Raw genomic sequence first — 5,406 nt, 5'->3', positions numbered from 1 at the left:
TATAAATTAACCTACTGTTTAATTTTCAAAGTTCTTTATGCTTTATCTGTTTGCCCTTTTCTTGAGGACAAGTATTACTATACCAACTTTTCCTTTTAGAGTCAATAACTTTTTTCACATTTTTTACTTTCAAGTATCTCATTTATTTACATATGGTTATATTATCCACATTATAAACAACTGATTCATATTGTTTTAACTTATTATATTAAATATTATCCACATTATAAACATATTTATCCACAAATTACAAAATTTAATATTTTTTATACAAATATATGTATTATATGTAATTAGACTTATTTACTTAATTGATTTATACTATAAAATTTGTTTATAAGAAAGATACAAACCAAGAAATATTATTAAAAATACTCATTTTAAAGATTTTCTATTTTTAAAAATGCTTAATACCAATCTTGATGGCACTAGGTAAATTACTTTCTGAGCTCCTTGTCAACATTTAATCATTTATTTGAATTCTTCTCTTATAGTAACTAAAGATTTTTACATAACAACTAAACATTCTAGTTTCTTAGCAAAGAATCCATAAATTAATACTTGTATATCCTTTAGAAACTATCTATTAGAATCATCCAGCTTATAAAAGAGTTAAATAAAATACACGATAAGCATTTTTATTTAACAATTACATCTTATATGATGCAAATAAACAAAATTACATAAAGATAGACGGAGGTAAATACATTATTATATTTACTTCCGTCTATTTATATTTTATTCTGCTATGGATAAATCATCTTTCATATATTGTTCAACTAAAAATACTTTTTTATATTTCAAACTTTTTTGAACATCAATTATTCTTTGATTTGATGAACCTCTGAACTTTAAACTTATATCTTTTTTCTCAGCCATAAACTTTCCATCTACTAAAATATCAATTTGTTTTAGTAAATTTAAATTTTTAAAATATCTACTATTTTTTTTATCTAATAACTGCTCAAATGTGAATCCAGTATATGACCATACATCCAGTCCATTTCTTTTAGCTTCTTTTGCTACTTCTTCTAATGGTTCTGGCTGTAAAAATGGTTCTCCTCCTGATAATGTAATACCTTTTTGTAACTTTAATGATTTTATCTTATTTATAATTTCTTCTGTATCCATGTAAAATCCCCCACATAAATCATGTGTCTGAGGATTATGGCATTCTTTGCAATTATGGATACATCCTTGAGTCCATATTACCATCCTTAATCCTGGTCCATCAACTATACTGTCATGGCTTATAGTAGATGACATTCTTATTTTCATAACTTATTCCTCCAAATAAAACTATCTATGCTTTACTCTATCTCTTACTTCAGCTTTTTTTGCATTATTAAATCTGTCAACTGTACCAACTAAGTAACCTGTTATTCTTCTTATTCTTTCAAATTTGATATCACTTTCATCTTCATTTCTTCCACATACAGGACATATGTTACTTCCTATTACACCTGAAAATCCACATATTGGATCTCTATCTACAGGATGATTTATGCTTCCATATCCTATACCTAAGTCTTTCATAGCTTTTATAACTGTTTCAAAAGCTTCTAGATTATCTGATGGATCTCCATCTAATTCCACATATGTTATATGACCTGCATTCGTCAGTTCATGATATGGAGCTTCTATCTCAATTTTGTCATATGCACTTATATTATAATAAACTGGTACATGGAATGAATTAGTATAATATTCTTTGTCTGTTATACCTTTAATCTCTCCATATACTTTTTTATCTATTTTAGTAAATCTACCTGAAAGACCTTCCGCTGGTGTACCCATTAAAGAGAAGTTTAATTTATATTTATCTGTGGCTTCGTCCATTTTAGCTCTCATGTGTGACACTATTCTTAATCCTAATTCTTGGGCTTCTTTGCTTTCTCCGTGATGTTTACCCATAAGAGCAATAAGACATTCTGCTAAACCTATGAATCCAATTGTCAATGTTCCTTGCTTTATTACTTCTTTTAGTGTATCTTCTGGTCCTAAATCATCAGAACCTTTCCATACACCTTGACCCATCAAGAATGGGAAATTCTTCATTTTTTTATTTCCTTGAACCTCAAGACGTTCTAATAATTGCTCTATAATTAAGTCTATCTTTTCATCTAATTCTTCAAAAAAACTATCTAAATTAGCTTTCTCATCATTTACAATGCCATGCTTTATACCCAATCTTGGTAAATTAACTGTAGTAAAAGATATATTTCCTCTACCACTAACTGTTTCTGAACCACATACATTACTAAGTACTCTTGTTCTACAACCCATATATGTGGCTTCTGTATCTGGTTCACCTTTTCTGTAATATTTAGCATTAAAAGGCGCATCTAAGAAACTAAAATTAGGAAATAGTCTTTTAGCTGATACTCTGCATGATAATTTAAATAAATCATAATTAGGGTCTTCAGGATTTAAATTTACTCCTTCTTTAACCTTAAATATTAAAATTGGAAAAATTGGCGTTTCTCCATTACCTAGTCCTCTTTCTTGAGATAGTAAAAGATTCTTAGTTACCATCCTTCCTTCTTCAGAAATATCTGTTCCAAAGTTCACACTTGAAAATGGAACCTGTGCACCTGCTCTAGAATGCATTGTATTTAAATTGTGTATAAATGCTTCCATAGATTGGTATGTTTTTTTATCAGTTTCTCTATATGATTCTTCAAATGCAAAGTTTTGCATGTTATTTGCAAGTTCTTCATCAATATCAAAAGTTTCTATCAATTTCTTTTTTTCTGAGTTTATATATAATTCCTCTCTTTTAAGACCAACCTTTTTATTTGTTTCTTTTTCTGTATTATATACTATGTTCTTTATTGCATCATTATTTTCAATTCCTTTAAATAATTTCAATGCTTTAGCTAAGTTTCCTATGTAGAATTTCTTAAAGGTCTTATATACACCTTCAGCCAATCCATAATCAAAAAATGGTATACTTTGACCTCCATGTTGGTCATTTTGATTACTTTGTATAGCGATTGCAGCTAATGCTCCATAACTTATTATATCTTGTGGTTCTCTTAAAAAACCATGTCCTGTTGAAAATCCACCATTAAATAGTTTTTTAACATCTATCTGGCAACAAGTTAATGTACCCATATTTAAAAAGTCCATATCATGTATGTGTATATCTCCATTCTCATGGGCAAAAGAATGTTCTGGCTTTAATATATGAGTCTTACAAAATTCTTTAGATACAGTGCTTCCGTATTGTAGCATAGTCCCCATAGCTGTATTACCATTAATGTTTGCATTTTCTCTTTTTATGTCTGCATCTTCTGCATCCTCAAAAGTAATCTCCTCTATTGCCTTCATCAGTCTTGTTTTTGAATTTCTTATTCTACTTCTTTCAGTTCTATATATTATGTATTCTTCACTAGTTTTTGCATGACCAGTTTCTATAAGAATCTTAACTACTGAGTCTTGAATATCCTCAACACTTGGAACTGTTTCTGAATATTTATGATTTAAAAATCTTATTACTTCCTGAGTTAATTGCTCAGATAATTTATAATCAGGTACTATTCCTTCCCTTTCTGCAACATTTGTCGCTGCTAAAAATATAGCTCTTGTTATTCTATCTTCATTAAATGGGATTACTCTTCCATCTCTTTTTTTCACGAATTCAACCAATTAAAAAAACCTCCTATTACTATATATTGTATTTTATTAATCTACATACCACTATATGTAGTATATTAAGTCTAAAAAAATCCCCTTCAACTAAGTTAAAGGGATTATCTTAATAATTTCTATATTAAGATTACCAAATTTGTACATAATAGTCAAACTTACGCAAGTCATTGCAAATACTATCTAGATATTTTGAACAGTAGCGTTTCTAACAACTCTGAGAGTCAAAAATTTTTTCTCTTTTTTTTACACTAATTTTAGGCAAAAAACGTATAATTTCATGTACATTAATGTATATATCTACAAATTTCCTTATGTAAATTCTTTAAAACTGTCGTATAATATAAATAATAATTTAAAAGGAGGCATTTTATGTTATCAAAAAGACTAAACTTTATAACTCCATCCTACACAATAGGTATTAGTTCAAAAGTTAAAGAAATGGAAAACAACGGAATTAAAGTAATAAATCTTAGTATAGGAGAACCTGATTTCAACGTACCTAATAATGCAAAAGCTTATGGTATTGACTCTTTAAATAAAGATTGTACTAAATATGATTTAGTTCCAGGGTTAAAAATACTTAGAGAGGAAATTTGTAAAAAACTTATTGATGAAAATAATTGTAAATATTCAATAGATGAAATAGTTATATCAAGTGGAGCAAAAAACTCTATAACGAATACTTTGCTAGCTTTAACAGATGAGGGCGATGAAGTATTATTGCCAAAACCTTATTGGGTTAGTTATCCTGAAATGGTTAAATTAGTAAATGCTGTACCAGTTTTCATCGATACTAAAAAAGAAAATGGATTCAAGTTAACAAAAGATGAGCTTAAAAAATCTATAACAAATAAAACAAAAATTCTTGTAATAAATAATCCTTCAAATCCTACTGGTAGCATTTATACAAAAAATGAATTAATAGAAATTGTAGATGTATGTATAGAAAATAAAATATATATTTTAGCAGATGAAATATATGAAAAAATATGCTATGATGGGGAATTTACATCAATTGCCTCATTAAGTGAAGAAGCTAAAGATATAACAATAACTGTAAATGGTTTTTCTAAATCTGCTGCAATGACTGGATTAAGATTGGGATATACAGCATCTAATAAAACCATTGCTAAAGCAATGAGTTCTATACAGGGACATCTTATATCTCATCCAAGTTTAACAGCACAATACATAGCATATGGAGCCTTAAAAGATTGCTCAGCTGATATAGATAATATGGTTAAGACATATAAGTCTAGAAGAGACTTAATTACATCAAAATTAGACTCTATCGAAAATGTAGGATATGTAAATCCAAATGGCGCATTTTATGCATTTATAGACCTCTCTAAAGTATCTGAGAGATTTAAGTATAAAGATAGCTTTTCTATAGAATTTTGTAATCAATTTTTAGAAGAATATAACGTTGCAGTTGTTCCTGGAATAGCATTTGGTATGGATAAATATATTCGTATATCTTATGCTTGCAGTGAAAATACGTTCTTATCTGGATTAGATAAACTAAAAGAGTTTGTATATAAAATAATGGCATAATAACAATTTAAATTAAATGATGGTTAATATCCCAAATGAGTATATAAGATTTTTATTTACTAACTTAACTAAAATATTAGATAAAAAACAAAAGAGCTACTGATTTAAAAATCAGTAGCTTTATTTTTTAATTAAAATATTGAATTAAGTAAAATGTTGAATTAAAGTGCTAAGTTAATTTATTATAATAAAAAGATT

Annotated in this window: 3 protein-coding genes; 1 reads left to right on the top strand and 2 read right to left on the bottom strand. The window is 27.7% G+C overall.

The genetic code is table 11. The features are described from left to right. Positions 1–738: 738 nt before the first annotated feature. Positions 739–1,278, bottom strand: coding sequence for an anaerobic ribonucleoside-triphosphate reductase activating protein (nrdG, locus tag Q3223_RS19380; RefSeq protein WP_054268693.1), 540 nt, complete (start codon positions 1,276–1,278; stop codon positions 739–741). A 21-nt stretch (positions 1,279–1,299) separates the two neighbouring features. Then, positions 1,300–3,651, bottom strand: a complete 2,352-nt coding sequence (locus Q3223_RS19375) for an anaerobic ribonucleoside triphosphate reductase (RefSeq protein WP_054268692.1) — start codon at positions 3,649–3,651, stop codon at positions 1,300–1,302. Between the two features lie 372 nt (positions 3,652–4,023). Here Q3223_RS19375 and Q3223_RS19370 point away from each other — a divergent pair, with 372 nt between their 5' ends. Continuing rightward, positions 4,024–5,208: a pyridoxal phosphate-dependent aminotransferase gene (locus tag Q3223_RS19370; RefSeq protein ID WP_054268691.1), complete on the top strand. Its 1,185-nt coding sequence runs from the start codon at positions 4,024–4,026 to the stop codon at positions 5,206–5,208. Positions 5,209–5,406: the final 198 nt, after the last annotated feature.

The organism is Clostridioides sp. GD02367, from assembly GCF_045900275.1.
GTDB classification, from domain to species: Bacteria; Bacillota; Clostridia; order Peptostreptococcales; family Peptostreptococcaceae; genus Clostridioides; species Clostridioides difficile_A.
The sequence above is the reverse complement of the archived record's forward strand: the minus strand, read 5'-3'. Positions and strand labels throughout refer to the sequence as shown.

Coding starts and splice junctions, on each gene's coding strand:
- nrdG (WP_054268693.1), bottom strand. CDS start 1,278: ATGAAAATAAGAATGTCATCTACTATAAGCCATGACAGTATAGTTGAT.
- Q3223_RS19370 (WP_054268691.1), top strand. CDS start 4,024: ATGTTATCAAAAAGACTAAACTTTATAACTCCATCCTACACAATAGGT.